Genomic DNA, 25,273 nt, shown 5'->3' with positions numbered 1-25,273 from the left:
CTTATCTCATCCACCTATAATTTTCGTCTTTCATGGAATATGCCAGATCCTTCAGATCGTCCGACAATAGAATATCACGCACTCCCCGGATTGCACTTAAATGGGGCTCTTTAACCGTATAAAACGGAATCCCCATTTTTTCCTCCATATATCTGTCCAGACCTTTTGTACAGGCAATGCCTCCCGTCAGACAGATTCCCCGCTTTCTGATCGCCGCAAGCACATCCGGCGGAGCCTGTTCCAGCATCAGCGACACTGCTTCCCCGCAAGGCTTAAGGAACTCTTTCACAGCGGTTCTGACAATATAGTCCGGGATCTCCTTGATTCCGGGTCTTGACCGGACCAGGTCTCTCCCTGCAGCCATTACCGCGTGTCCCTGTTCTTCTCCAAACACACTGCTCTGAATCCGCACAGCCTCTGCTGTCAGCCTGCCAATCACAAAATCCAGATGCCTCCTGACGAGAGTAATGATGGCTCTGTCTATGGAAGCCCCTCCGGTCTTTAACAGGCGGTTCAGGACAATCCCGCCTCTGGACAGAACAGAAATATCCGTTGTCTCGCCTCCGATATTGACGATGGCCGCTCCGGTCTCCTGTTTGATATCAATCCCGGCTCCAATCGCATCTGCGACGCCCCGCTCCACGATGCGGACCTCTTTTGCCCTGGCCGAAGAATAGATCAGCAGATCAAAAAACGCTTTCTTTTCCATCTCTGTCACATCTGTCGGAACCGCAATCACATATTCTGTCCCTCTGGAGAAGAATCCCTCCTCTGTCTTCAATTCACTTTCCAACAGGTACTGCATCTCTCCGATTCTGGAAATCACACCTTCCTTCATCGGAAACTCAATTGTAATTTCCCCCGGCGCCTTTTCATACATTTCATAGGCACGGTCGCCTGTTGCAAAAATCTCTGTCTCATTCCGGACGGCTACCGCATTTTTTACGGTCCGGATCCGGTTTTCCTTTTTATCATAAATCTTTAACTGATACGTACCAAGATCCAGGCCATAAATACTCCTAGCCATCTTCGTCCCAGTCCCTTCTATTATTTATATCCACCCTTTTTCAGCAAGGCTCACATACGACCGGTCACCGATAATGATGTGGTCGATCAGCGTGATTCCGATCAGTTCTCCCGCTTTCGCGATCTTTTTCGTCACAAGGATATCTTCCCTGCTCGGCTCCGGATCACCGCTCGGATGATTATGCAAAAGTATAATCATCACCGCATCTTTCTGTAATGCTTCTATAAACAACTCTCTGGGAGAAATCACAGACATATTGACTGTCCCCTTGGAAATTCTTGTCTCACCCAGAAGCTTTGACTTTGTATTTAACATCAGCAGTTTCAGTTCTTCCTGTTTGAGGTGACGCATATCTTCCATATAATAGGAAGCGATCGTCTCCGGCCTGTCAAAACAGAGCGGCTCTTTTGCTTTCTCTTTCGCAATTCTTCTTGCAATCTCACAGAGGCAGAGAATCTGTACCGCCTTAACCTCTCCGATTCCCGGAATTTTCATCAATGCCTCTTTCGAGTAGGAAGGAAGCCTCGTAAGCCCGCCCTCTTTTCCGTCCGGGTAAAGCACTGCTTTTGCTGTCTCCAGCACATTGCCTCCTTTCGTACCGCTTCTTAAAAGTACGGCCAGAAGCTCAATATCGGTCAAGCTTTTTGCACCAAAACGTCCACATTTTTCATATGGACGTTCCTCTTTCAGTAACTCTTTCATTTTTTGATTCATACTCTTTTGTAAACTCTGATGATCGATTCAGTAGATTATAAGAAGCGATAAATAATGATAGAAAGAATCATGCCAACAATGCTGGCGATAGAAATATTCACACTCAGTCCCAAAGTGAGAACCAGAATTCCAAGATCCAGTACAACCGGCTGCTGCAGGCCAAATGTCTGACCGTACGAAAGCCATCCAAGTCCGGGAATATCCTGTGCGAGCATCCCTATAAATCCGCCCAACACAATACCTGCCAGAAGCATCAGGAAAAGTCCCCATCCATTTTTGCTTCCTGCTCCTTTCATCTGTAACCCTCCAAACTCTAGTGTTTTACAAACCGCTTTTATTCTAACACACTTCAAAAAAAGTGTATAGACTTTTTGTGCATTAAATTTTCCTTAAGAATCGACAACGTATTTACGGGGCCTGCGGGTACTTTTGTCGGTAACGTGTCGTCAACGGAACCGTAAGTAGAACGCAGTCTATGTAAATAAATGTAAGAATATGCACGAATATACCATACTTTTTTTTGCATAACAATTCCCCTACGGGGTATCGTCATTTTTGTTTTTCTCAAAATAAAACTCCACCTTTGTATCACTATGGATCAGGCCGAACCTGACCCCGACCTGGTAGGGGATACTGTCCCGCTCTAGCCTTTCCGGGATCCCGGATACATACGCCCGGAATTCCTCCACGGTGAGGGTGTGCTTGTAATGGTTGCAGCTACGGCAGGCAGGTAGGAGGTTGTCCAGCGTGTCGCTCCCGCCCTTCCTGAGCGGCACCATATGGTCCGCCTGCATTTCTTCAAACGTGATCGGGCAGCCGCAGTACGCACAGCGGCCGCCGCATTTTTGGTAGACCCGTTCCCGCTCTGCTTTGGTAAACCGTTTTCTGCCCATCCCTATATCTCCTCCTTACCGGATGGTTCTGCATGACTGGACTGCCTTTGTGCCCCGTCCGTTTCCCGTGCAGGATCTGCCTCCGGCAAACCGGCTCTGTCCATCATACGGTTGACAAAATTGACTTGTTTTGAAAAATCCGTGACAGGCTTCCGGTTCAGGCGGTCCAGCATGTCCTCAAAGACAGCCTGCATTCGGGTAAGCACGTCTTCTATCCCCCGGTTCACAGCCCGGATTTCGTCTCCAAACAACGTCCTCCTGTCCAGTCCCCCATAAGATTCCACCAGTTCAGTCAGGGCTGGCAGGAAATCCTCCACCAGTCTTTCCACTATCTCCAACGCTTGGGGACTCTGTACTGCCGTATCCAGAATTGCTTCCGCTGATTCTTCCAGCTTCTTCAGCTGTTCTCTCCATACCGCATCCGGCAGTTTTTCTCGAAGGCTTCCCAACCTCCGGATCCGCTTCCGGCCTGTTTTGATCATGTGTGCCATTCTCAGCCGTTCCACAAAACCACAGCTGTCCAGGCAGAACACGGAGGCTATGAAGATACCGACGACGCAAATCCCAATGAAAATGATCTGACCAACATCCATTTTCTTCGTCTCCTTTCTTTTTAGTGCTCAGTGTTTGGAAAAGCACTGGAACATACATTGGTTTTCCTTTCCCAGCACCATGCTGCACGTCCGCCCTGCCTGGGTGAGCACCGGGCGGATGGTCTCATAATCATCCCGGAACAGCCCCTGTTTTGCATACTGGCTGATACAGCAGAGCATACAGCGGAAACTTTTCGCTACGCTTCGCTTTGCCAGGGGATCCCCTTCCAGCCCCTGAAGTTCCTCCGTTAAGTGGATGCAGTAATATTCCAGGTCCTGCGCCCGTACCTGCCGGCAGCGCTCAGATAGGTTGATGGATGCCATGGTATCCACGTCCGCCGCAAACCTTGCCACCTTCCGGTTCAACAGGCGTCTGGCAAACAGGTCTGCGTGCTTCCTTTCGCAAAAGGATGCAATATCCTCCTTTTTCTCTCTTTTCACAGCACTCCCGATCACCGGCACTGCTGCAGCCATCATGAGAACGAATTCCATAAATTCCAGCTCCTTTCCAATTCTAATATGGTGGAATTTTTCGATTCCAACCGCACTTTTTTCTTTTATCCTAACAGAATGCAGGATTCTGCCGGAAATTGCCTACGTTTTTTTGTAAAAGCCGGGAACGAAAAGGTCGGGGAGATTCCATATTCCAACTGAAAATCAAAACGAATATAGGAGGAAAGAAATGATGAAACGAATTTGTCCAAAATGCGGAGGGCATACCTTCCGTGCCTACCAGAAACGTCTCCATGCGGTGATTGTGAATGAGGAGAACCAGCAGATTGGAATGGACTCCGATACAGCAGTGGAATTTGAGGAACCGACCGGACCATACGAGTGTGTGGACTGCGGGGAAGAATTTGATTCCCTGGATGACCTGAAGGCAGTGGTTACTTACTCAGACCTGGTTTTTACAAATGTAGAAGAAATTTTTGAAGAGCCTCTTCCGCTGGATACCAAAGAGGAAAACCTAGTATCTACCATCAGGGAAGTCATTGCAGAACTGGCAGCTGAAAAGGAGAACATAAAGGGATATTACTGCTGGAAGGCCTTTTCCAATGAAGGGGCGGACCGAAAAGGCATAATGCGGATCATCCGTGTGGAAGGCATGGAGCCGGACGTTCGGGTATTTACGGATCCGGGGCCTGCTACTCTGCAGATCTCCATTCCGGCGCTGCAACGGATACAGAAATCCATACCGGTCCGAAAGGTGGCTCCTGATAAATATCTGATTGGCGCTTGTCAGGTTCACGCACACGCAGTAGAACCAGTCTGTCCGATACGATCCGATGCAGGAGAGATCACAATCCGTTTGATTTCCCTGCCGGCAGAGGAACCGAAAATTTTGACCCTGACCCAGGCAGCGTTTGAAAATGCGCTGATCCGGTACAAGTCTAATGAAGACGGGATCAGCGGGTTATACTCTGAATCAGATTTGTCCGTGTTGTACCAAACCACGGTAGACAAAACAGAGTATCCAACGTATTCCGGTTGGGAAGATGATATGCTCCGTTCCGGTGTATTTGTACAAATTTAAGGCTTGCAGCTGTCCTTTATGGGCAGCTGTTTTGCTGTGTTGGCGCTATTGCTTCCACGGAGAAACATGATTATAATAGAATCAGAAAGCAGATGTTCTCTCATGTTCTTTGTGAATCTTATGAAGACAGGAGGGAACCAACATGAATACGCAACTGTCCAACTTATATGCCATGACAGAAGATACCCCCGAAAAGCGGAAATATGATGAGGCGGCAAAAAATATCCTGTCCAACAGGTATATCTTGGCACATATCCTCAAGCACTTGGTGGATGATGTCCAGGGATTCTCCATCGAGGAAATCATTTCCTTTATGGACGGACTTCCGATTATTTCCAAAGTTTCTGTTCCGCCTACATTACGGGGCGAGAACCTGGAAAGCAAATTATTGGGAGAAGGAACGGTCTTCTACGATGTACGGTTTTCCATTTATCCAAAAGGGGATCGGGAATGCCGAATCTTCTTTGATGTGGAAGCGCAGAAAGACTATTATCCAGGCTACAGCATCCCGACACGGGGAATCTTTTACGGAGCCAGGATGCTTTCCGAGCAGTTGGAATCGGAGTTTTCTCCGCCAGATTACGACCAGCTGAAGAAGGTATATTCCATCTGGGTGTGTCTGGATCCGGCAAAATATATTGGGAATGCCATTTCTGAGTTTTTTATTGACAAAAGGGATATTCTTGGACACATTCCCTGTCGGCAGGAAGATTACGATAAATTGCGTGTGATTCAGATTTGCTTGCAGCCGGAAACGCCAGGAACGGAGCATCCGGTTATCCGTTTGCTGAACACATCGTTCAGCAGAAAAAGCCGTAATGAAATCGACACAATTATGGAAGAAGAATTTCAGATCCCGCCAGAGGAAGGGATCGGCAGGGAGGTTGAAATCATGTGTAATTTGAGTGATCTTATCGAAGAACAGGGCATACAAAAAGGCATTGAGCAGGGCATTGAGCAAGGTGCACTTATCACCATCCGCCAGGCACTGGACAACGGGATGGAGGAAGCTGCTGTGAAGCAGTACTTAAATGCCACAGACGAGCAGATCGAACAAGCCAAAAGACTGGTTCTGAAAGCGTAGACAGACAGAAAGGAGACGGCCATGTGCTGTCTCTTTTTTGCTGCCATAAAAACAGACAGGGGGGAATCCCCTGCCTGTCTGCATTATTCCTGTTCTTCCGTGCTGTCCGGCTCGTCCGATGCACTGCTGTCTGCTTCCGGCACTTCGTCGTCCGGGTAGTCGTCCTCAATGGTATCGTAGCGGTTCTCCGGCACTTCCGGCGTCGGCACCTCCGTCGGGAGGCCCTGGATCCGTGATGCCTGTTCCTCGTACCGCTGCTTCAGGAAATTGTACTCGTCGTACTCCCGGCAGTTTTCCAGTGCGTTTGCCGCATCCTGGAGGAGGCGTCTGGCCGTATCGGTGTTGTAGTCCCGGTCTGCCAGGGCATCCAGGTACCATTCCATATTGCTGACCCGCTGTTTATGGAGCTTCTCCGTGGCAGCAGCCTGGTTGGCCTCGTCCTTTGCATCACGCTCGGCAGCGGCCTGTTTTGCGGCTTCCGCATCCGCTTCTTCGATCTTTGTCTCCCACTCCTGGTAGGTCTTCTGCAGCTTTTCGTACTTCTCAGCCACCCGGGTCTTAAAGGAAGGCTGTTTTTCCGGATCCGGGATGGCTTCCACTGCCTCCACTGCAGAAGCGTAGGCGCTGTCCATGCCCTTTGCCGTTGCCACACTGGTAATCTCGTAAGCCTCAAATGCGGCGACCTTCGCTTCGGCGTTTTCCAGGGCCTCTTTCAATTCCTTCTCCTCCTGGTGCTTCTTTAGCTTCTTGGCATTCTGGGAGGAGTACAGGTCATATCCTGCCGGGCGGCGCAGGTAGGAGCGCTTGCCCATGTCCAGGTTCCCCGCTTTCCTGCTTCCCAGCTTCCCGCCGGAGAGGACGTTCCGGTACTCAATGGTATCCGGCACCTGGAAGTCGGAGGCTGCCTTCCCCTGGTGCACCTGGTTCATGAAGGATTCCCAGATCCGGTTGGCATAGTCAGTCCGGCTGAGAACCCCGTTGTCATCCCGGCCTACCCACACGGATGCTGTGTAGTAGTTGGTATAGCCGCAGAACCAGACATCCCGGTTGGAGTTGGTGGTGCCCGTCTTCCCGGCTGCGATCTGGCCTTTTAAATCTATGTTGGCACCCGTGCCGTAGGATTCTTCCAATACCCCCTCCATGGTGTCTGTCAGCATAAAGGCCGCATCCTCACTGTAGACCTGGACCGGCTTCTCCTTCCCGTCATAGACCGTCCCTTCCGTCTCATGGGTGATTTTCACAAGGCAGGTCTGGTTTCGGTAGGAGCCGTGGTTCTGGATGGCGGCATAAGCCCGTGCCATTTCGTCCACCTTCACCCCGTAGGTGAAGCCCCCCAGGGCGATGGACATGGCGGAGTTGTCCGCATACCGGATACTGGAAAACTTCATCTGTTCCAGGTATTTGAGGGCATTCTCCTGCCCCACTTCCCGGAAGACCTGGAAGGCCACGGTGTTGGTGGACAGGGCCAGGGCTTTCCGGAGGTTCATGGCACCCAAGTACCGGTTATTGGCATTCTTCGGGCTGTAGCCGGATACGGTGACCTTCTTGTCCGTGTAGATGCTGGACGGCACTGCAATGCCTCGGTCAAAGGCCGGCCCGTAGACCAAAAGCGGCTTGATGGTGGATCCCGGCTGGCGTTCGGAGAGGAATGCCCGGTTGAACTGATCCTCCCCACGGCCGCCTACCATGGCCACGATGTACCCGGTCTCATTGTCGATGCAGACCGCCGCACCCTGGAGGGCGTATTTCCCGTTCTCCTGGGTCTCCTTGCTTCCGGAGAGGGACTGGTCCACGGAGGCCTGGAGTTTCTCCTGGATGCCCGTGTCAAAGGAAGTCTGGATGGTGTAGCCGCCGCCCCGGATCAGGGACGCCATCTTTTTGTAGCTGTCGGTGTAGGCGGCGTCATACTGCTCGTAGTCCTCCTCGCTGTCAAAGAGGTACCGGAATTCAAACCCGTCCTGCTCCATCAGCTTCAGGGCTGCACAGTGCATGGCATAGCTGCACATATAGTTGCTGGAACTTAAGAGGGAGGTTTCCGTCTGGGTCACGGTGATCTCCTGCTCCTTTGCCTTCTTGCACTCCTCTTCTGTCAGGAACCCGCATTCCTGCATCTTGTTTAAGATGGAATTCTTCTTCTTTGTGGCCAGTTCCATGCTTGCCACCGGGTTATAGTTGTTTGGGCTGTTGCTGACTCCTGCCAGCATGGCGCATTCTGCCGTGGTCAGTTCCGTCACGTCCTTGCCGAAATAGAACCGGGCGGCGCTTCCCACACCGTAGCAGCCGTTCCCGTAGTAGTTGGAGTTGCAGTAGAACTCCATGATCTCCTGCTTACTGTACTTCTTCTCCAGCTCCGGTGCCATCAGGATTTCCAGAAACTTCCGCAGGAAGCTCTGCTCCTGGGATAAGAGGTTGTTCTTGATGACCTGCTGGGTAATGGTGGACCCGCCCTGGGTGATCTCCCCGCCGTTCTTCACCAGCGCCAGCGCCGCCCGGAGGGTTGCCTTATAGTCCACCCCGTGGTGGGTTTTGAAGTTCTGGTCCTCCGCCGCAATGTAGGCATTCTGCAAGTCCAGGGGGATGTCCGAGATCTCCCGGTACTCGTAGCTTCCGGAATCCACTTCCCCGATGACATTGCCTTTTCCGTCCAGGATCTTCGTGTTCCCCAGCTTCCGGAAGGTGCCCTTGTCCATGGTGGCCAACGTGTCGTAGGCCGTCTCCTGCAGTTCCTTATAGAACGATGTGTGGGTGACAATCAGGTACCCGATGCCGGAAAGCACCAAAAGAACCGCCAGCACCGTCAGGATCCGCCGGAGCCACCGCTTCCATTTCGGGCCTTTCCTGCCCCTTCCCGGCTTCTTCCGCTTCCTGGTTTTCGCTTCCCGTTCTTTCCGCTTTTCCTGTTCTTCCCGGTCTTCCTGCTCATCCCACTCTATGCCGGATGCCGCCTCCGGGATGTCCTGTGCCATACGTTCTTCTCGTTCTACTGTTTCCCCGGCTCCGTCTGTCCGTCTGGTTTCGTCAGTCATGCCGCTTCCTCCTTTCCCGGTACCTCCAAAAGCCCTGCCTCCCTCATGCTTAAGTACTCCCCGCCGTGGGCAAGGATCAGGTGGTCAATGAGGGGGATGTCCATCAGCTGCCCGGCGTTTGCCAAAAGCCTGGTGGTCTCCATGTCGCCCCGGCTCGGGAAGGTGCTGCCTCCCGGGTGGTTATGGACCAGCAGGAAGGACGTAGCCCCGCTTAGGCACAGTTTGACGAAAATATCCCTTGCGCTGATCTGGCTCTGCCTTGCGGTGCCGTGGGTCAGTTCAAATACCCCTAAGCCCCGGGATGCCTGGTTCACCCCCAGGATGTACACATACTCCTCCGCCAGGCTGTCCATCCGGAACTCCCGTTGGAAGAACTCCGCTACTTTCTTTGGCGTGTCCAGAGGTTCCGTCAGGGGAATCTCCCGGACTTTTTCCATATAGTGGACCCCATCCGGGTCCAGGTAAGTCTTATACTGATTCAAGATTAATCACTCCTTTTCATGCATTATACGTCCGGGGACATCCGCCCGGTAATTTTGGCTACGTATGCAAAAAGCGGGGAGGTTATCCCCGCTCCAATCTGACCTGCCGCCAGACGCCCCAGATCCCCAGCGCCCCAAACAGGATGCTGAACAGGATCCGCATGGCGTCCCATGCCCCCGGCGGTGTCACCAGGGAAGCTGCCAGGTGGCCGGAAAGCCCCGCTATCCCTACGGACGGCTGCTTCGCATACCAGTAGAAGCTCACCAGCGCCTGGGAGAGGATGGCCGCCCCAACCACTGCCGTGAAGATCACCATGCAGGGACGGAACAGCTTCCGGAACAGGAACACACAGCCAAAGGCGCATACCACGCCCACCCCGAAGAGGGTGACGTTCACCGCCAGCTGGGGGAACCGTGCCAGGATCAGCCCGAACACCAGGGCCATCATCAAGTATTCATGAAGCACAGCCCCAAGGAACGCCCCACACAGGGCCACCACCATGGACGGCTCCGACACCCAGGGAAGCCCCGGGTGCAGGTACCGCCAGAGGCATAAGCCTGCGGCAAAGCCCGCCGCACCGTATAAGAGCGGCAGGAGGTGATACCCGCTGGTCAGGCAGGCATACCCGAAGATGACAATGAGGATGAGAAAGATCAGCGATTCCAAACCGGACCCTCCCTTCGATTTCTCACTTGCCCGCATGGAAACGGGCTGCCCATTGTGAAGAAGCCCGGACGTGCCGGGCTTTTGGGAACCCGGACTATCTGAAATAAAATAATGAAACAGAAGGAAACAACAGGTTCCGGGTTCCTGCCCTTAATATGGAAGATCGGCGTCCGGCATCATTATGTTTCCAGTACTACAAAGTTATTAAAAAATCTGAAATTTGAAATTCGGAACCAGGTGCCGAATTAGTTTCGACTAACTTGACTTTTTCTTGAATTTCGTGTACCATAATTTCCGTAATACACCATACACTACTAGCTCACGGCATCCGTTCGGTCTCCCCATTGGACGGGTGCCATTTTGTTTGCAGAAAAGAAAAAGCACCAGCAGTTTGCTGATGCTTCTTTGTTTTGAACCGTTTAGTTGAATGGCAGCTCCTCGTCTACCCCGTCCGGGATGTTCATGAACCCGTCATCTGCAGGTGCGGCTGCTGCCTGCTTCTTTCCTGCCGGCTTCTCGCTGCTGTCGCCTTTGGATCCGGCAAATTCCAGTTCTTCCACCACAACTTCCGTGGTATAAACCTTCACGCCGTCCTTGTTGGTATAGCTTCCGGTCTGGATCCATCCGCAGACGGTGATCATCCTGCCCTGGGTTAAGTATTTCTCTGCAAGCTCTGCCGTCTTACGGAAGGCGACACACTGGATAAAGTCTGCGTTCTGCTCGCCGTCCCGCTTAAACCTGCGGTCAACCGCCAGGTTAAATCTTGCGATCGGGATGCTTTCTGCTCCCTGAGAGTGGCGGATCTCCGGATCCCTTGTGAGTCTTCCCATTAAAATAACCTTGTTCATTTCATTTCCTCCTGTGTTTTTATATTTTTTTGAATCACCCACAATATGAAAGAACGAAAAAGGAATCATTTTCCGCAGAAAAACGGGCACCTGGAAAAAGGACTATGGGCGGCATTCCCGCCGGGCAGAGCATCATTCCCCCGCAAAAAAAAGAACCGCTTAAAGCGATTCTTCTTTCTCACCGGCCAATTTCTTTGGGGTCTTGCCAACCGGAAGCATAAGTGCATCTTCCAATGTCCAGCCTGCATCGTAGCGTTTGGCAAAGACAGCACGGTCGATTTCGTAGTACCGGCACATCTGTGCCAGGGTACGGAACTCATTGCCGACATGATCGTAAAAGGCTTCGCATCCCGGCGGCATTTCCAGTGCGTACTGCAGCGGCCAGTTGTCGAACAGGCGGTGTTTGGCCAGTTCGTAACTCCTGCCATAGGCCTGACAGGCTCCCCGCAGGCCGTGGAAGACGTTGCCGTCCCGGTCAACGAGGGTCTTTGGCTGCGGCCCGGATTTTTTCCGTGGGCGCTGCTCCATCGGTGCGGCGTACACATCCCGCTCCTGGTCCTTCATTTCCTGATACCGCTGTACGGCTTTCAAAACCAATATCCGAGAACCGGGAGAAATTCTTTTCCGCAAAAAAAAGCACCGCCCCATGGCGATGCTTTCTACCTTCTGGACTTATTTTTTCTGTGCCATTTGGATGTCTTCGTCCGTCACATCCAGAAGACGTTTCACTTCTTCTGCTGGAATGTGATTGGCAAGCAGGCGTCGGATGGATTGGAATATCCCTTCCCGCAAACCTTCTTCTCTGCCAATGGCTCTTTGATCCATGTCCCTTGCAACAAGCTTCATATAATCCGCCCTCCATTCTGCATTTTGGGATGCAAATTTCTGCTCTTCCTGAAGCGACTGTACCAATGGATCCTGCAGATCTTATTTCCCTTCCAAATAGTCCAAGAAGGACTGCAGTTCCTTGGTATCTGCTTTTCCTTTAGCATTCAGTACTACCTTTGTGCATCCGTCTGCAACCAGGTAATGATCTTCGGTGTACGAATGGATGACATACTTTGCTTTTCCCGCACCAAACAGATCGAACGGACAGATAAAGATAATCACGACGTCGTTCAAAGTGTGATAATCTTCGCTCCTTTTCAGAAGTTCCTGGTCGATAGCGGATGTATAATACCGCATCCGTTTCGGAAGTTCCTTCGTGTCCCGCTGCTGCATTTCCAAATCATAATAAGTACCCATGCTGTCTGCGACTACAATATCCAGCCGTATGCCCTTCCCCTCTATCGTGATGTCAATGGTGTGCTGGGCTTCCGGGTACGAAATGGATGTAACCTCTTTTCCCAGGATCCGTTCCAGTACCTCCTTGCAGATTTTTGGATTTTGCATGACTTTGCAGAATAGGAAATCATCTGCCAGGGTCAGTTCTTCGTATGCCTTCCACTTTCTTTTAGTATACCTTGTTGACCTATTCTTGTCCATATTGCGTTCCTCCTTTTCTCTTGTGAATTCAGTAGCAATATGGAAGAACCCGCCTTTTGTCTTTGGCAGGGAAAAAGCACCGCCCCATGGCGATGCTTTCTCCCTTATGGACTTATTTTTTCTGGGCCGTCCGGGTATCCTCGTCTGTGCCATCCAGGAGGCGTCTCACCTCTTCTGCCGGCTCGAACAGTTCCCAGACCACATCCGCAATCTGCTCATTCCGTTCGGTTTTGTCATCGAACAGCGGGATGACTTGTTCCTTGACCTGTTCCAGTTTTTCCGGCGTGACTTCGACGCCCTGATCTTCCATAGCATTGATAATATCCTGATCGCACCAGGTCTCCACATACCATGCCTCCGGATCCGGCATGGCCTTGTGCAGTGTCAGGATCTCCTCAATCTGCCCATGCAGCCAGTCATAGTCTTCCCCTGTGATCACTGCTTCCTCACTGCCTGTGATCCGTCCCAGCAGATCCTCTGCCCGGTCGATGATGGTCCCAATCAGTTCCCGTTTGTTCAATTCCTTGTCCATTTTTCTGTCCATTTGTGTTTCCTCCTGTTTTTCGATCAGATTCAACCACAATATGGCAGTTCCCCGGACATTTCCTACTTCGCTGTCCGGAACAGGTCGTACTGTGGGTAATAGGTATAGTCACAGCTGTACGTCTGGCCCAGGGCGTTCTTCAGACACACCAGTTCCACTTTCCTCGGGATCTCTTTCATGGCTTCCCGGATCCGTTTCCTGCGGTCCTTCCCCGTGCCTTTCTCGTCCTTTAACGCCTGGAGCTGCAGTCCCCACAGGACGTCTGCCACGTTGGACATATTGCCCACTTCCTTGAAGGACTCAAAGTCCAGTTCCTCGTACAGGCTCTGTTCGCTGAGTGCCGCAATGACCATCAGCACCAGCCCGTTTGCGTTCTGCAGCTGTTTTAAGCGGCGCATATTCAGGTAGATATGGTCTTTCACGGATCGCTTGTTTTTATCCAGCGGCGGGATGGCCTGGAGGTAGTCCACCACCACAATCGGCCGGACGCCCTGGACTTCAATGAAGGACGTGACCAGCTGCTCCACCTTGTTGATGGTGGCTTTGGCATTGCACTCTACCACATACAGGTGTTCCGCTGCCTTGTACTCCCCTGCCGCCATGGCAATCCTCGGGTCCTCCGGGTTGGTCTTCATCCGGATGGATGGCATGGCCTGCTCCTGGTCTTCCAGCGCCATGGTCCTGGACAGGCTCTTCACCGCCATGTCCAGTACTGTCTGCTCGTAGGCAAAGTACAGCACCGGGTGTTCCTTCGTTGCCATCTGATCCGCCATCTGGTGCAGGAATGTGGTCTTCCCGATGGAGCTGACGCCGCCCAGGACATAGAGGCTTGGGTGGATGTCGGTAATGGCATCCAGGTTGTCATAGCCGGACCGGATGGTCTCCCTGCCGGCATACTCCTTCAGGACGTCCGGCATCTGCCCCGTCAGGTACTCCTCCATGGGATATAAGTTGCAGGCATCCGGGTCATGCACCATCCAGTCTGATCGGTTCACGTTTGCTTCTTTCTTATTGCTCATATCATAAGCCTCCTTCCATTGGTTTTCTCCAATATGGAAGTTTGCAACAAAAGAAGCTGTTGGATAACGAAACTGAGATCTATTTGTAAACGAAAGATTATCTTTTTTTTTGCTAACTGGCTGTCCTTTGGGGCGGCCTTTTCGTGTACAGAAAAAGAAGACCCGCAGTGGGATCTTCTCCTCTTCTCATTTCAGATGCTTCATCAGTTCCCGGACCGGATCCGCTCCTTCCATGTCCACGGTACAGTCGCAGATCTGCTCGTTTACCAGTTCCTTGTCCAGATTAATGAGCCGCAGCTTCTTTTCTTCCAGGCTGATGTCCTTTTCCAGAATATTCCCGATAATGGTCTCTTTCCGGGCCTTGCAGTACACCAGAAGCGTCGGGTAAAACCGTTTCATGGTCACGGCCCCGCACACATCCATGGGCAGCACCAGGTACTCTCCCGTTTCCAGGGCACGTTCCAGGTCTTCCTTCCTGGTACCATACCGGAATCCGCCGTAATAGGTTGTTTCCAGGAAATCCGTATTCCGGAAGTCCTGCTCCGCAAGATACCGGTGTGCCCCGGCATCCGGATTGGTGGTATAGTTTTCCGGCACCACGAACCCCTCACGGCAGGACAACGCCTTTGCCAGGGTACGTTTCCCAGCCCCGCTTGGGCCAACCAGGGCAACCACAGCCGGTGCGGTAACGGTCCTCCGTCCCTGGACCAGGGAATGCTTGATCTGTTTCAACAGTTCCAAAAAGTCCGCATAGCTGTTCACCGCCATGATCCCCGTGATCCGGTGGTTCCACGGCTTCCGGAACAGTACCGGGAATCGGCTCCGGCTTTCCAGGATGTTGTGGCCGCCGTCATCCAACGTTACGTCAAACTGCAACAGGGATTTCCGGGATCCCATCATGATGTGGTCTTCCGGGATGAACGGGAAGGCCTCCCGGATCTGCCGGACACGCAGTCCCATAAACTCCGGGCGGATGGCCGTGCAGATGAAAACCTCCCCCTGTTCCTGCAGGGCACGGACAAATTCCCTTGCTTCCTCCGTCACAGTCTGCTTCCGGTACAGGTCTTCCCGGTCATAGTAGCCCTTTACTACCTGGGCACGTCCGGAGAGTTCCCAGCTGTCCAGCTCCTCCAGGCGAAGGGGCGGATCCATCGGGTGTTCCCGGTTGGCTAGTTCCACCGCATGAATGTTCAGGTCACATAATACATCATCAAAATCAATTCCAAATGTCAGCATTGTTATTTCCTCCACTGTTCTGTTTCTTTCTATGACAATATGGGAAAACCAGGCGGGATGGATTCTCTTTCCCTGGAAAACAGCGGCTGCATCCCTGCACAAAATGGTACGGTCCACCTGGAAAAAGCGGTATGGGCATGGCACGAACCGGATCCGGAAGGCTGATATCCACCTCCGGGAAGAAAAAACGTATGCAACTTTTAGGGAAGTTTTCGAATGTAGTAGAATACTTTTTGTCGGAAGGGAACAGCCCTTCCACCTGGTCGGAGATTCCCATAGTTTCCTCTTTTTATACAGCTTCCGGCCAGCACTTGAGACATTACGATTAGGGGCGATTCGCCCCGGTTTTCGATACATCCTCTATCTATTTTTTTCACGGAAAGGCCGTCCTTCGGGGCGGCTTTTTCGTGTCCTGGGGAAGAACCCAGATTCGAACATTCCTACTGGAAGGAGCGGATATTCCATATTTCTGGCAGAGCATTATGCGAAAGGAGAATTTTTTATGAAACCACATATCCCAAAACACGATCCCCGCTACCGCAATATCCGCCCGGAGGAGCTGCGCCAAAGGACGCTTACCGAACCGGAGGCGGAAATGATCCGGAAGCTGAAAAAAGACCTGAACGGGACATCCACCGTTGTCGGATGGTTTGCTTTCTTCATGGGGCTGGCATTCCAGGGAATCAGTCTTTACCTTCTGTACCTCGGGCAGTCCAGTACGAAGGACGTTTTGGGTCTTGCAGTTGGCACCCTGATCTTCTGGATTGGAGGCTTCTGGTGTCTCCATGGCCGGATCCCGAAACACGCTGCCGCCACCCATGCTCAGTACGGCCTTGTCAACGGGAAGTGGCCATCCCCTGCCAGGAGCGGCAATACCAATGGCCGGACCTACTACCTGGATGTGATCTTCCCGGATACCGGTACCCGGATCCAGAAGGTTGTCTGCGACTATAAGGACTATAAGCGTGTGGAGCAGGGGCAACAGGTGCTTGCTGTCGTGTTCGAAAAACGGAACCAGGCATTCGGCACTTTGCTTTCGAAGTCCTGATCCACGGATAACTTAAAAACGTATGCAACTTTCGGGCATCTTTTCAGATGTAGTAGAATACTCTTTGTCGGAAGGGAACAGCCCTTCCACCTGGCCGGTGTCTTTTGTTTCCTCTTTGTTATGGCCGGCCAGTGATATAGACATTAAGATTAGGGGGTTTTGCCCCGGATTTCGATATATATCCTCCATCTATTTTTTTCACGGAAAGGCCGTCCTATTGGGGCGGTTTTTCGTGTCCTGGGAGGAAAATTGCGGATCCAAAGAAGCCGGGAATGATTCAAATTCGGTACCTGGTTCCGAAAAATCCTACTGGAACAGTTGGATATCGACAGCCTTGTTCTGGGAACTGCAATGCGGCATTGTGTTGGGATGATCGTATCCAACGCATACCGAGATAAAAAAAGACACCGCCGGAGGGATACTTGTTCCCTTTCCTGCGATGTTCTTTTTTAAGGTTGACAATCGAATGTCACTGTAAGCAGTTCCTCGTTATTCCGGAAATAAACGTCGAATTTCAGTTCCTCCCCGTATGTAACAGCATCTGTAATCACGGTTCCGGCCTGCACCACCAATTCTTTGGTTCCGTCTGCAGGCACGGTAATGCCTGTCCCAATGGTATCATCTTCTTTATCCCACAGTAAATTGTCCATACCGCCGATTTGCGTTTCTTCCTTTCCGTGAAAGACCCCTACTATATTTCCGGTCTTTGTGGCGGTGAAATATTGCTCCGTAGGCGAAGTATTGACGAGTTCGCAGAAAATCCGGAATTCCAGTGTATGGTTACCTGCCTGATAAACATTCTGCCTGATCTGAATCTCATTGATGCGAACCTTTACATTCCCTACAATATAAGTATCATCATACAGGAAACGGACCGGTTCTTTTCCAATTTCGGATCCTTTTTCGAGTTTCCTATCTTCTTTTCCCTCATTTGTGGAGACGGATTTCTTAACCATTTCCGGATCGCCTTCCGAACGATCTGTCTCTTTACGTTTTTCTAAGTCCGGTCTGTCCCCGCTTTCCTTTTCACTAAACGCCATCCCTCCTTCCTGGATCCCCTCCGGCAAAGCCAGAAAGGTAACAAAACCGGCCGTTAAGGAAATCAGGATTGCAATACCCCAGAGCTTTTTCGCCGGCTTGTGAGTGTTGCACCAAAGCCCAGATGCAATCGTCAAAGGTATAAAAAACGAAAGCAAGCAGCACTTATATAAGACCTGATCAGAAACAGAGGTTTTCCCCTCCGGTTTTGCAAACAGGCTTGCTATGCAAAAAAGAACCAATATTATAAAAAGTAGCTTCCTCCTCATACGATTTCTGCCCCTCCTTCTCCCATTCAAGCACAGGACTATTTCAGCCCCGCCTGTTTCCATCTTACCATGTGTTACGGTATCTGCCAATATCCCCATAAGAAAAGACACCGCCGGAGGGATACTCTTTCCCCTGCCTTGCGATGTCTTTTTTTGTCTCCGAAGTCAGCAGCCTACAGATGCATCAGGTCTTCCGCCACGCTACAATTAAAGGTCTCTTCAAACCAGTGCCAGATCTCCTCCCGGTTTGTTCCCTTTGGGAATCCGTGCCACTCTTCTTCCAGGCACTCCGTCTCCGGATCCATCGGCATGTCCCCGAACTCCTGACACAGACGCTCGACGCTTTCTGGCAGGTAGTAAATGGTGACGGTGCGGTGAAACTCCCCGAACACGTCCCGGATCATCCCGTAGACCGTTTCCCAGTCCCCGCCTGCCAGGCCGCAGCCTAAGTATCCCGGCATGGCAATGTCCCCGATGGCTGCTGCCTTATGCTTCAGGGACACCAGGGCTTTCCTAAGCGCCACGTAGTCCGTATCCAGGCCCTTCCCTGTCGGGATGTTCTCTCCATACAGGTTGGCAACCAGGCATCCGGACGGGCACCAGGTGAGTTCGCATTTCCCAAGCAGTTCTGCTCCCCGTTTCCTGCACTGTTTCTGGTACCTGCCGTACTGGGCGACGGAGAGGAAATGCTGCCGGATCTGTTTGGCTACGCCGGCTCCCATGACACCCTTACAGTTGACCTGATGGGCGATGATCGGTTCTGATCCCGCCAGTACGCTTCCTTTCACTTCTCGAATCATTGTTTGTTCCTCCTGTTCTTGTTTTTGCAAATTTCAAACAAAATATGGAACATCCCCAGGATTTCCGTCCCGGACAGCAAAAAAAGCACCGCCTCATGCGATTCTTTCTGTGTGTGCCGTATTGGGAAACCTTATGCCGAGAAGTTTTTGGGACAGAAGGCTGTACAGAAGCGGCACGGGTACTACTATTTGTCCTGTGCCGCCTCTTCCTGCAGGAACTCCTTCAATCCCGTCAGCCGGTCATTGGCTCGGACATTCCTTGCCATCTGGTACACCCGCTTCTTTGGCCCGATCAGCAGGATGTACTTCTTCGCACGGGTCACTGCCGTGTATAACAGGTTCATGCTGGTCAGCATGGGCACATAGTCCCATACCGGGATCACCACCACCGGGTACTCACTGCCCTGGGACTTGTGAACCGTAAGGGCATACGCCAGTTCCAGCTGTTCCAGTTCCGAAAAGTCATACCGCACCGTCCAGCCGTCCTCGAACTCCACGTACAGATATTCCTGCTCCTTGTCGATCCGCTTCACACGCCCCATGTCGCCGTTATACACGCCGCTCTGGGTTTTCCCTTTCCGGTTCTTCCGCTCGATCTGGTAATTGTTGGAGGTCTGAATCACCTTGTCTCCCACCCGGAATCCCAGCACGGTCTCCTTCCCCGGGTTTAAGCGTTCCTGCAGGTCCAGGTTCAATTGGTTCACTCCCAGGGCACGGCCCCGGAGCGGCGCAAGGACCTGGATGTCCGCCTCCTTGGTAAATTCCGGCAGGGAATCCGCCACATAATGGAGCAGCAGTTTCCGGATCTCCTCCGGATCCTCCGCCGGCTTGAAGAAGAAATCATGGCTTCGGTTTGACAGGTTCAATTCCCCGCCTTCCAGGATCTGGTGGGCGTTGGCAATGATGTTGCTCCCGGATGCCTGACGGTAGATCTTCTTTAACTCCATCACCCGGCAGACGCCGCTTCCGATCAGGTCGGATAGGACATTCCCTGCCCCCACGCTTGGCAGCTGGTTCTTGTCCCCTACCAGGATCAGCTGGGCGTCTTTTGGCACCGCACGGACCAGGTGGAGGGCCAGGGACAGATCCAGCATGGACACCTCGTCAATCAGGATCACGTCCGCATCGAGCGGATCTGTTTCGTCCTTTTCAAACACCAGCTTGTTGTCCATCATCTTAGCACCTAAGAGCCGGTGGATGGTGGAGGAATGGCGTCCGGTGGCTTCCTGCATCCGCTTGGCTGCACGCCCGGTGGGCGCTGCCAGCACCACCTGTTTCCCTGCTTTCTCAAAGTACCGGATCATCAGGTTGGTGGTGGTGGTCTTCCCGGTACCCGGTCCCCCGGTCAGTACCATCAGCCCGCTCTTTGCCGCCTGTTCCACGGCTTTCATCTGTACCTCGTCCAGATTTCCGCCCAGTTCCCCGAATACCTCCCGCTTCACCTTCCGGTTCTTCCGGGATGCCAGGGCATAGAGCCTTCTTGCCAGCTCCCGTTCTGCCTTCAGGTCACCCTTCCGGTAGATCCGGGTACCCTTTTCCGCCACCAGGTCCCCACGGTGCAGAAGGGTCCCTAAGTGCTTCTCTACGGTTTCTGCCGGTACCTCCAGGGTATTTGCCGCTTCCTTGAGAAGGGTGTTCTTTGGCACGTACACGCTCCCAAAAGCACACAGGTTCTTCTGGACGTACAGGATCCCGGTCTCCACCCGGAAGGTGGATTCCTTCCCGATCCCCTGCTCCATGGCAATCTTGTCCGCAGACGTGAACCCGACTCCCGGCACCTCTTCAATGAGCCGGTATGGGTTGGACTGCAGGACATGGAGGGTCTGCTTCCCGTACCGCTTGAAGATCTTCCGCCCCAGGGCCTGGCCGATGCCGTACCCGGACAGGGCAATCAGGATCCGGCGCTCTTCTACCCGTTCTGTCATCTTCCGTCCGATCAGTTCCGCTGTCCGCTTCCCGATGCCGGAGACTTCTGTCAGGCGTTCCGGTTCCTCTTCCAGGATCCGGATGGTATCCCTGCCAAACGTCCGGATGATGGATTTTGCCCTGGCAGGCCCGATGCCGGAGACAATGCCCGATGCCAGGTACTGTTCCAGCAAATCCAGGCGGTCCGGCAGCACCGGTTCGTAGTGGTCGGCAGCAAACTGCTTCCCGTACTTCGGGTCGTTTTTATAGTCCCCGCTGACTTTCATGTGTTCCCCTTCCGTCAGCTGGAAGAAGGTTCCCTTGACCGTAATGTACCTGGAAAACAGATCCAGCCTATCCGGATCCAGCAAAAAGATGGTAAAGCCGTTATCCTGGTTCTGATATATAATTTTCTGGACAGTCCCTGTCAGCTGTTCCAATGGATTTTCCTCCTTTCTTTGAATCTTGTTTGTGCGCACAGGTCAGTCCACCCCGCCAAAGGTGAATGCTTTAGCAAACACGGACGCCCATCCACCAAAGGTATCGCTTAATTCCGCTTCCACTTTGACTCTCCTGCGCAGCTGCTTCGCTTCCTCCGGGCTGAGTTCCGTAAACTCCAAGAGCCGCTCAATCCACTCCGCCTGCTGCTCTACTTTCGCTTCCAGTTCCAGGCTTTCGCATAACAGCCGGTCGTTCTTATCCCGCAGCTCCCGGATCTCCTTCCTGGCTTCTTCCAGCCGGTCCTTGTATTCTTTTGCGGCCTTCTGGCGTGCCGCTTCGTATGTTTTTGACATGTTTCCCTGCTTTCTCCCCGCAGTTCCGGGGCTTTCTTAGCAATATGGAAGATTTCCGGCTCACTTTCCAGAATAGATCCTGTTGCTATGATTTTTTCCCATCTGAGTTTTTCGTTCTGTGAAGCGTTTCGGAATTATCGAAACTATTTCCAACAATCTCGTAGTCACATCCCCTTACGTCCTGTTCCCTTTCTCCCAAACTGATTGGATACTGCACACCAAATTCTAACGGTTCAACTCCAAAATCAGCGTAGTATTTTCTCCACAGAACTTTGTAAAACTCAAACCCATCTTTCCGCTTATTGCATTTAACTATATCATGCTCCCAAATCTTTTGACCGTTTTTGTCATAGAGTCCAGTAAACTGACAGAGGGTTTCGGGTAATATTCGAATCCATCCCCATTGTTCAAAACGGTTTTGTTTCCACGGAACAAAGATGGCATTACTAGGCTCTGTATCTGTTCCCAATCTGGTTTTCACGTAATAGCCTTCTACCCACTCGCCATTATCATTCCGTTTCGCCCGGAATAAAATTTCTCTCATTCTAGGCCTCCTTTCTCGACAATCTCGACTGCCCTGTCTACTGTTGTAAAATGTTTTCCAGCCATAATAGTATAATTATCAGGTCTTTTTAACTCTTCAATGACTCCTTCTTTGTTATATGCTGGCTTGATACGTTCAATTCTTTCTTTTGCGTCCTGCAAAAGATACACTTTTACCAGATTTTTTCCAGATTCAAAGATCATAGCTTCTATAATAGTCACGACATCTTCTCGACTAATTAAATCATTGCTTACCTCGTTCGTCATCGTTGCTTTTCTCCTTTTCTACTCAATTTTTCTTCCCCTCCCGGCATTTCCTCCTCTGTCAGCGGTTCCAACTCTTCCGTGCTGACGGAATCGAAAAACCGGTCAATTTGTTCCAGCCGTTCTTCCAGATCCTTTCCCACCGGCAGGATCGGGCACCAGTCCGGCCTTCCCGCCATGTGGGAGAGTAGCCGTCTCAAGCCACCGTCAGACGAGACGGCGCACGTATACCGAAGACCGTAAAGCTGTTCTGCATACGGGCAGCTCCCGCAGCATTTCGGGATTTCGTCTACTATGATGATTCCTTTACTCATTTTGCATCACCTTTTTTAATACTTTTTTTCAATGCTTCTTTCACAGTATCCATATTTTCTCCAAGTGAAATGCCAATTTCCGAAAGCTGCTGTACGGCAAGATCCCTTTCCCAGCATACCTGTTTGACGTAAGCATCCAGTGATCTGGCTCTCTCCACCGCATCTCGGCACTCTTCCACGGTTCCGATCTCCCGGTACTGCTGGATTTCTTTAAGAGCTTCAATCGCCATTTCATCCGCAAGATATGTTCTGTAGTTGTCTTGATTTCCTATTTTTAACACTTCTGGTGTTATTGTTTCTCCTGTTGTCAGGTCAAAAAGTATCATTTCCCGATCAAATTCTAACTGTTGGATTGCTTCTTCAATCGTCATGGTGATCGCTCCTTCTTTTCTTCAACTTCTCCAAACATTCCGGGCACAGGTTCCCGTATTCTTTGTCGAACACCCAGTTTTTCGTTGCCTTTTTGAGTTGGGAAACCGATTTGGCGTTGTTGTAGTACCAGCCAATAACCGCCCCGCAGCAGGAGCAGCTAACGCTCAACCATATACTAGCTCGCATTTCCCTTTGCTTCTTCCTTCTCTTGTATTCTTCTGCACTCTTCGTTCTCGGCCAGAAGAATTGCCATGGCTTCGTTCAAGGCGCTTTCAGCGGCCGCAGGGATGCGGTGGGAAGCTGTATACATATGAGAAGCAATGTTCTGAATCGTTTCGCTTCTCTTCTGGATATCTTTTTTCAATAGCGTCATAATATCCTCTCCTTTCTCCTATTTCCCAGCAGGGCGGGTTTCTCTCTCTTCTTCTTTAATTGTACCCCACTTCCCATTTCCCCGTGATTTTGCATACGTAATTCCCGGAACGTATGCAACTTTTCTTCGGCGCTTCCAATCTGCCATATTATTAGTGGCCGGGCGGGAGTTCTTTTCACACTCACCCTCCCACCTGCCTCACGGCGGGACCGGCCGACTACTTATTTACTCTCATTCCTTTTATCATGCTGCCCTGTGCTGTTACCCGCAGGGCAGTCAACGACAACTTCTTGGGGATCCGCCCCGTGTTTTCCATATATTTCACTCCTTTGCTGCCTGTGGCGTGTGTCCATAGGCAGCATCTTTTTTGCCTGTAGGCTGGACATACCGCTTTTCACGTAGGCAACTTCGGACGGAGAAAAGGCTTGTGGTATGCTGTTTACAGAAGGAGGGATACGATGCAAACGAAAGACAATCAGATCGGAAATACTTATGATTTTGAAAAACTAAGTGGAATCTGGGCGGAGAAAGCCCGTGAGATTACGGAACGTGGTGTGTTTGTTGCCCGTTCGTGGAGCTGGGACTTGTGGGAGTATGGCGGGACGGTTTACAGCATTCCGATTGCCGGATCCGGTGGCAAGGCATCCGTCTGGTGCAGCGTTGCCTCCCTCCGTTCCCATCTGTACCATCTGCGTCAGGTGTGCGGGTATAACGCACTGATCCCGCCGGACTGGGAAAACGTCAACACCGAGTTTCTGGACTGGCTGGGCATTGCTTAATTTTCAGCCGGGAATGCTTTAAGCGAGACATTCATCGTGCATTATTATTAAAAAAGGGGGACGAAAGCATGAAGACATCAAAAGAAGTGAATGGCACATGGAGCAAATATGACCAAAGCGTAGCAAAATGCCAGCTTGCCAATTACGGCATTATTTTTCTTGATGAGTACGGCGTACCGATCGATGACGAGTATACGACGGATGAACTTTTTGAAAATTTAAAATAATCAGACTTTCCCGGCATTATGTCGGGATTGTCTGTATCGGAACGTAGACAAATCTGGGTCTGCTATGGGGATATGGTATCCTGTATCTATCAGAAGTGACGTAGTTAAGAAGGAGAAACAATCATGGAGTTTAATAAGACACAGACAAGGAAGCTTTTGTCTTTCAAAAGATACCTGGAGAAATTTTGCGATGGGAAAACCTTAACCTGCCTGTCGCACCAGACGATCGTAGCAATGACCGACTGCTACAATGAGATCGTGTCAACGGGAAAGGCAGTCACGTTCCAAAAGGACGTTGCGGACCGGTTTGCGAACAAGGGATTTCGTGTGGAACCGGACGGAAACAATGTCAACTATATTATCAGCCTTTGAGCTATTTGCACGCAAAAAAGCAGCCTGTTGCACAGACTGCTTTTCGCATATCCTCTGTTTCAGCTTAAAATAAATCACTATGAGAGCCAGTACGGATCAGTTTCAAAACAAGCACATCTTGTACGACCTTATAAACCAGCAGCCAATCAGGTTCAATATGGCACTCCCTCATATCTTTATAATTCCTTGAATTTGTAAGAGCATGATCCCGATACGAAAGTGGCAAAGGTTCTTCTCGACACAAAATTTCTACAACTTCTTCCAACTTTTTCGGATCGCAGCCCCGTTTCAAAGCAAGTTTGTAATCACGTTTAAACTGTCCTGTAAATTCCAGCTTAAGCATTTAACGCCTCCATCATATCCGCAACGCTGTCAAACGGGCCGTACATTTCCTCGTCCTTCTCTGCCGCTGCCATAGCTTCATAGGTAGTTTCATTCGGCTCATCGAGTTTTACTTCAAAAGGCAAGCCATGGTACCTAAGTGCCTGTCTATAGAAGATACCCGTTGCTGTACTTAAGTCCATTCCAAGAGATTTGAAAAGAGCCGCCGCCTGTGCTTTTAACTCTGGCTCCATCCGTAAAGTCATGTTTTCTTTCTTTGCAGCCATTCAAATGCACTCCTTTCTTTCCAGTATCTTATAACATCATTATATGCGAAAAACATTAATTTTACAAGTGCTTTGCAAATGTAGTACGTTGTTTTTTCCCTTTTTCAGATTGAAACAGCTGCTACCCGAAACAGAAATATGCCGGCTTGTGAAGTGACAGGAAGCGAAAAACAGAGGAATTCCTTCCGTTCTCCCGATCTTCCATATTAAGGATGGCAGCCGAAGACCATCGGAAACCCTCACGGCTGCCCCATTCCCTCCGCAGTGCGAATAGGCGGCGGGAACGAAGTTTCTCATATTAATCTCTTTTCTTAATCTGCAGAGGACCGGCCGTCTGTCGTGGTACAGGATAGCCGGTCTTCTGTTGCATTTTCGGCCCCTGGTTCCGAATTTTAAATTTCTAATATTTAACCGA

34 protein-coding genes are annotated in these 25,273 nt (G+C 51.2%); 6 read left to right on the top strand and 28 right to left on the bottom strand.

The genetic code is table 11. The features are described 5' to 3' along the window. Window position 1: 1 nt before the first annotated feature. From B5E64_RS15475 to B5E64_RS15450, 6 genes are all read right to left on the bottom strand, one after another. Window positions 2-1,027: a rod shape-determining protein gene (locus B5E64_RS15475; RefSeq protein ID WP_087169353.1), complete on the bottom strand. Its 1,026-nt coding sequence runs from the start codon at window positions 1,025-1,027 to the stop codon at window positions 2-4. Window positions 1,028-1,051: 24 nt separating this feature from the next. Continuing rightward, entirely contained in the window at window positions 1,052-1,729 is a 678-nt protein-coding gene (radC, locus tag B5E64_RS15470; RefSeq protein ID WP_330616933.1) for a DNA repair protein RadC, read from the bottom strand. 47 nt (window positions 1,730-1,776) lie between these two features. Further along, window positions 1,777-2,037, bottom strand: coding sequence for a DUF4321 domain-containing protein (locus tag B5E64_RS15465; protein ID WP_087169351.1), 261 nt, complete (start codon window positions 2,035-2,037; stop codon window positions 1,777-1,779). Between the two features lie 240 nt (window positions 2,038-2,277). Continuing rightward, the gene (locus tag B5E64_RS15460) at window positions 2,278-2,634 is read right to left on the bottom strand and encodes an HNH endonuclease signature motif containing protein (protein ID WP_087169350.1); all 357 of its coding nucleotides are present in this window, start codon (window positions 2,632-2,634) and stop codon (window positions 2,278-2,280) included. Between the two features lie 2 nt (window positions 2,635-2,636). Continuing rightward, window positions 2,637-3,227, bottom strand: coding sequence for a 5-bromo-4-chloroindolyl phosphate hydrolysis family protein (locus B5E64_RS15455; RefSeq protein WP_087169349.1), 591 nt, complete (start codon window positions 3,225-3,227; stop codon window positions 2,637-2,639). Between the two features lie 27 nt (window positions 3,228-3,254). Further along, a complete protein-coding gene (locus tag B5E64_RS15450; protein ID WP_087169348.1) occupies window positions 3,255-3,719 on the bottom strand; it encodes a hypothetical protein in 465 nt (154 codons plus the stop codon). Window positions 3,720-3,909: 190 nt separating this feature from the next. Here B5E64_RS15450 and B5E64_RS15445 point away from each other — a divergent pair, with 190 nt between their 5' ends. Beyond that, window positions 3,910-4,761, top strand: a complete 852-nt coding sequence (locus B5E64_RS15445) for a hypothetical protein (RefSeq protein ID WP_087169347.1) — start codon at window positions 3,910-3,912, stop codon at window positions 4,759-4,761. 142 nt (window positions 4,762-4,903) lie between these two features. Further along, the gene (locus B5E64_RS15440) at window positions 4,904-5,845 is read left to right on the top strand and encodes a hypothetical protein (RefSeq protein WP_087169346.1); all 942 of its coding nucleotides are present in this window, start codon (window positions 4,904-4,906) and stop codon (window positions 5,843-5,845) included. Between the two features lie 83 nt (window positions 5,846-5,928). Here the strand turns inward: B5E64_RS15440 and B5E64_RS15435 are convergent, their stop codons facing one another. From B5E64_RS15435 to B5E64_RS15390, 10 genes are all read right to left on the bottom strand, one after another. After that, a complete protein-coding gene (locus B5E64_RS15435; protein WP_087169345.1) occupies window positions 5,929-8,871 on the bottom strand; it encodes a transglycosylase domain-containing protein in 2,943 nt (980 codons plus the stop codon). Continuing rightward, window positions 8,868-9,353, bottom strand: coding sequence for a JAB domain-containing protein (locus B5E64_RS15430; protein WP_087169344.1), 486 nt, complete (start codon window positions 9,351-9,353; stop codon window positions 8,868-8,870). Before B5E64_RS15430 ends, B5E64_RS15435 begins: the two co-directional genes overlap by 4 nt. An 82-nt stretch (window positions 9,354-9,435) precedes the next feature. Then, window positions 9,436-10,020, bottom strand: coding sequence for a hypothetical protein (locus B5E64_RS15425; RefSeq protein WP_087169343.1), 585 nt, complete (start codon window positions 10,018-10,020; stop codon window positions 9,436-9,438). A 419-nt stretch (window positions 10,021-10,439) separates the two neighbouring features. Further along, on the bottom strand, window positions 10,440-10,868 hold the full coding sequence (locus B5E64_RS15420; protein ID WP_087169342.1) for a single-stranded DNA-binding protein: 429 nt from the start codon (window positions 10,866-10,868) through the stop codon (window positions 10,440-10,442). Between the two features lie 159 nt (window positions 10,869-11,027). Continuing rightward, window positions 11,028-11,459: a hypothetical protein gene (locus B5E64_RS15415; protein WP_140398879.1), complete on the bottom strand. Its 432-nt coding sequence runs from the start codon at window positions 11,457-11,459 to the stop codon at window positions 11,028-11,030. An 81-nt stretch (window positions 11,460-11,540) separates the two neighbouring features. Further along, the gene (locus B5E64_RS18105; RefSeq protein WP_162610210.1) at window positions 11,541-11,714 is read right to left on the bottom strand and encodes a hypothetical protein; all 174 of its coding nucleotides are present in this window, start codon (window positions 11,712-11,714) and stop codon (window positions 11,541-11,543) included. 81 nt (window positions 11,715-11,795) lie between these two features. Beyond that, window positions 11,796-12,353: an Rpn family recombination-promoting nuclease/putative transposase gene (locus B5E64_RS15405; protein ID WP_162610209.1), complete on the bottom strand. Its 558-nt coding sequence runs from the start codon at window positions 12,351-12,353 to the stop codon at window positions 11,796-11,798. A gap of 112 nt (window positions 12,354-12,465) precedes the next feature. Next, window positions 12,466-12,897 (bottom strand): hypothetical protein, encoded by a 432-nt coding sequence (locus B5E64_RS15400; RefSeq protein WP_087169338.1) that lies wholly within the window; start codon window positions 12,895-12,897, stop codon window positions 12,466-12,468. Window positions 12,898-12,959: 62 nt separating this feature from the next. Next, the gene (locus tag B5E64_RS15395) at window positions 12,960-13,916 is read right to left on the bottom strand and encodes a DnaB-like helicase C-terminal domain-containing protein (protein WP_087169337.1); all 957 of its coding nucleotides are present in this window, start codon (window positions 13,914-13,916) and stop codon (window positions 12,960-12,962) included. A gap of 186 nt (window positions 13,917-14,102) precedes the next feature. Further along, window positions 14,103-15,152 (bottom strand): guanylate kinase, encoded by a 1,050-nt coding sequence (locus B5E64_RS15390; protein ID WP_162610208.1) that lies wholly within the window; start codon window positions 15,150-15,152, stop codon window positions 14,103-14,105. 502 nt (window positions 15,153-15,654) lie between these two features. On the opposite strand from B5E64_RS15390, the gene B5E64_RS15385 reads away from it, so the two are divergent. After that, window positions 15,655-16,200, top strand: coding sequence for a hypothetical protein (locus B5E64_RS15385; protein WP_087169335.1), 546 nt, complete (start codon window positions 15,655-15,657; stop codon window positions 16,198-16,200). A gap of 449 nt (window positions 16,201-16,649) precedes the next feature. Here B5E64_RS15385 and B5E64_RS15380 read toward each other — a convergent pair whose 3' ends face one another. The 10 genes from B5E64_RS15380 to B5E64_RS15335 form a co-directional block, all read right to left on the bottom strand. Next, window positions 16,650-17,240: a hypothetical protein gene (locus tag B5E64_RS15380; RefSeq protein WP_140398878.1), complete on the bottom strand. Its 591-nt coding sequence runs from the start codon at window positions 17,238-17,240 to the stop codon at window positions 16,650-16,652. A 440-nt stretch (window positions 17,241-17,680) separates the two neighbouring features. Then, complete coding sequence (locus B5E64_RS15375; protein ID WP_087169333.1) at window positions 17,681-18,307, bottom strand: macro domain-containing protein; 627 nt, start codon at window positions 18,305-18,307, stop codon at window positions 17,681-17,683. Between the two features lie 185 nt (window positions 18,308-18,492). After that, window positions 18,493-20,652, bottom strand: a complete 2,160-nt coding sequence (locus B5E64_RS15370; protein ID WP_162610207.1) for an ATP-dependent RecD-like DNA helicase — start codon at window positions 20,650-20,652, stop codon at window positions 18,493-18,495. 42 nt (window positions 20,653-20,694) lie between these two features. Continuing rightward, a complete protein-coding gene (locus tag B5E64_RS15365; RefSeq protein ID WP_087169331.1) occupies window positions 20,695-21,006 on the bottom strand; it encodes a hypothetical protein in 312 nt (103 codons plus the stop codon). Window positions 21,007-21,091: 85 nt separating this feature from the next. Next, window positions 21,092-21,550 carry a YopX family protein gene (locus B5E64_RS15360; RefSeq protein WP_087169330.1) on the bottom strand — a complete coding sequence of 153 codons (459 nt, stop codon included), beginning with the start codon at window positions 21,548-21,550 and terminating at the stop codon, window positions 21,092-21,094. Then, complete coding sequence (locus B5E64_RS15355) at window positions 21,547-21,816, bottom strand: hypothetical protein (protein WP_087169329.1); 270 nt, start codon at window positions 21,814-21,816, stop codon at window positions 21,547-21,549. The genes B5E64_RS15360 and B5E64_RS15355 overlap by 4 nt, the downstream gene beginning before the upstream one ends. Next, window positions 21,813-22,127 (bottom strand): hypothetical protein, encoded by a 315-nt coding sequence (locus tag B5E64_RS15350; protein ID WP_087169328.1) that lies wholly within the window; start codon window positions 22,125-22,127, stop codon window positions 21,813-21,815. The genes B5E64_RS15355 and B5E64_RS15350 overlap by 4 nt, the downstream gene beginning before the upstream one ends. After that, window positions 22,124-22,498 (bottom strand): hypothetical protein, encoded by a 375-nt coding sequence (locus B5E64_RS15345; protein ID WP_087169327.1) that lies wholly within the window; start codon window positions 22,496-22,498, stop codon window positions 22,124-22,126. Before B5E64_RS15345 ends, B5E64_RS15350 begins: the two co-directional genes overlap by 4 nt. Continuing rightward, complete coding sequence (locus tag B5E64_RS18100; RefSeq protein WP_087169326.1) at window positions 22,488-22,685, bottom strand: hypothetical protein; 198 nt, start codon at window positions 22,683-22,685, stop codon at window positions 22,488-22,490. Before B5E64_RS18100 ends, B5E64_RS15345 begins: the two co-directional genes overlap by 11 nt. Then, window positions 22,675-22,872 (bottom strand): hypothetical protein, encoded by a 198-nt coding sequence (locus B5E64_RS15335; RefSeq protein WP_087169325.1) that lies wholly within the window; start codon window positions 22,870-22,872, stop codon window positions 22,675-22,677. Before B5E64_RS15335 ends, B5E64_RS18100 begins: the two co-directional genes overlap by 11 nt. A 458-nt stretch (window positions 22,873-23,330) precedes the next feature. Between B5E64_RS15335 and B5E64_RS15325 the strand changes: the two genes are divergently transcribed. The 3 genes from B5E64_RS15325 (at window position 23,331) to B5E64_RS15320 (ending at window position 24,250) form a co-directional block, all read left to right on the top strand. Beyond that, window positions 23,331-23,651, top strand: coding sequence for a hypothetical protein (locus tag B5E64_RS15325; protein ID WP_242960252.1), 321 nt, complete (start codon window positions 23,331-23,333; stop codon window positions 23,649-23,651). A gap of 68 nt (window positions 23,652-23,719) precedes the next feature. After that, window positions 23,720-23,878, top strand: coding sequence for a hypothetical protein (locus B5E64_RS18225; RefSeq protein WP_182466589.1), 159 nt, complete (start codon window positions 23,720-23,722; stop codon window positions 23,876-23,878). A 123-nt stretch (window positions 23,879-24,001) separates the two neighbouring features. Next, entirely contained in the window at window positions 24,002-24,250 is a 249-nt protein-coding gene (locus B5E64_RS15320; RefSeq protein WP_087169323.1) for a hypothetical protein, read from the top strand. Between the two features lie 64 nt (window positions 24,251-24,314). Here B5E64_RS15320 and B5E64_RS15315 read toward each other — a convergent pair whose 3' ends face one another. Both B5E64_RS15315 and B5E64_RS15310 read right to left on the bottom strand, forming a co-directional pair. Beyond that, window positions 24,315-24,593, bottom strand: coding sequence for a type II toxin-antitoxin system YafQ family toxin (locus B5E64_RS15315; RefSeq protein ID WP_087169322.1), 279 nt, complete (start codon window positions 24,591-24,593; stop codon window positions 24,315-24,317). Next, window positions 24,586-24,858, bottom strand: coding sequence for a type II toxin-antitoxin system RelB/DinJ family antitoxin (locus B5E64_RS15310; RefSeq protein ID WP_087169321.1), 273 nt, complete (start codon window positions 24,856-24,858; stop codon window positions 24,586-24,588). The genes B5E64_RS15315 and B5E64_RS15310 overlap by 8 nt, the downstream gene beginning before the upstream one ends. Window positions 24,859-25,273 lie beyond the last annotated feature (415 nt).

This window comes from Drancourtella sp. An12 (genome assembly GCF_002160935.1).
GTDB classification, from domain to species: domain Bacteria; phylum Bacillota; class Clostridia; order Lachnospirales; family Lachnospiraceae; genus Sellimonas; species Sellimonas catena.
The sequence above is the reverse complement of the archived record's forward strand: the minus strand, read 5'-3'. Positions and strand labels throughout refer to the sequence as shown.